Genomic DNA, 1,613 nt, shown 5'->3' with positions numbered 1-1,613 from the left:
TTCGTGGGGCGCGACCGTGTCGGTCGGTGCTTTCGCCTTCCTTGGATGGTCTCCGGCGTCTGGTGAGGGGCTATAGGTGGTGCCCTCCGACGTGCTGTTCCTCGTTAGGTGGCCGTATTGGTGCGGTAACTGTGGAGTTTGAGCAGGTTGTGGCAACCGGCGAGCAGTTCCCATTCGCGGGCTGCGTTCTTCAGCCCGCGCAACAGAACATGTTTGCCCTGACGGGTATGGATTTGCCCGAAGACCGGTTCCACGATGGCCTTGCGCCGGGCGTAAACGGCCTTGCCTTTCTTGGTTTTCAGTTTCCTGGCCATACGTTCACCCAGGGTCGCGTTGGCCGGGATCCTGCCCCGGGGTGATTCAGGGATCGGGGTGGCGTGTTTCATACGCCGGGTGGAGATGAAGAACTCCGTCTGATGCTCTCCTTCCACATCCTTGACGTGTTCAAGGTTGCCCGCTGAGCAATACCCGGCATCGGCACTCCACTGCCGGGGCATCACCCCGATGGTGGCCGCGGTGTGTTCGATCATGGGCGCCAGCTGCTGCACATCGACGGGAACATTGTTCAAGGTGGTGGCGATGATGACCTGGTGCTCGGCGTCAACGACGGCTTGGCCGTTGTAGCAGTAATGGTAGGACCCGTCAGCGGTTTTCATGATCCGTGCGTCCGGGTCCGTGAAGTTCCGCTGCGCCGTGGGCTTGGGTTCAGCTGCCTCCGCGGCCCTGTCGCCGGCACCGGTGATGTCATCATCATCACCGCCCCGGTTCCGGGCCCTCTCCTGGGCAAGCTGGCGGGCCCGGGAGGCGGCTTCCTCCTCCATCGAGGCACGGGCAACCGCCATTGCCGCAGCCCGTGCTTCCCGGTTCGCCAACTCCGCGGGGAGTTCATCTCCGCGTTTGCCCGGGCCGAAGCGGGCATCCTCGTCCGCGTCAACGGTCTTCGCCTCTTCCATCAGGGCGCTGATCTCCTCCGCCAAAACCTTTTGCTTGGACGTCAGCCGGGCATAGGACATGGCCTTGTGCCGGGACGCGTTCGCCCGCACCTTCGTCCCGTCCAGGGCGACCCGGCCCAAGGACACCATGCCCGCGGCCTGACACAGTTGCAGGGCCTGAAGGAACACATTCGCCAACGCGGCCAGATGCCGCTCACGGAAACGGCCGATGGAGCGGAAGTCCGGTCCCTGCTGCGCGGCCAGCCACCGGAACGCGACCACATCCGTGCAGGCCCGTTCAATCTCCCGCGAGGAGCGGACTCCGACGCAGTACCCGTACAGCACGATCCGCAGCATCAGGCGAGGATCATACGGTGGCTGGCCCTTGGCCTTCGCATAAGACTTGTAGAACCGGTCCAAGTCCAACTCATGATCAACAAGTTCGGCAATGAACCGGGCCAAATGTCCCTGCGGCAGCCACTCCTCCAAGGACGGCGGGACCAGCATCACCGCGTCAGGATCAAAAGCTTTGAAACGCTTATTCACCCCACCCTTGACATCCACACGGCCATCATCAACAGCCTCCACACGCGCAACCGCTGATTCATCAAAAAGACCGTCCTGGGCGCCACTATCCATACCCCAATTCTCCCAGCCACACCCACCAGAGCCAGGTTATTC

General features: G+C 62.6%; 1 protein-coding gene. It reads right to left on the bottom strand.

The window, feature by feature from the left end:
- Nucleotides 1–104: 104 nt before the first annotated feature.
- A complete protein-coding gene (locus IV498_RS18680) occupies nt 105–1,478 on the bottom strand; it encodes an IS1182 family transposase (protein ID WP_442951388.1) in 1,374 nt (457 codons plus the stop codon).
- Nucleotides 1,479–1,613: the final 135 nt, after the last annotated feature.

The organism is Paenarthrobacter sp. Z7-10 (genome assembly GCF_026932795.1).
GTDB lineage: Bacteria > Actinomycetota > Actinomycetes > Actinomycetales > Micrococcaceae > Arthrobacter_M.
Note: the sequence above shows the minus strand (reverse complement) of the source record. Positions and strands in the feature narration are given on the sequence as shown.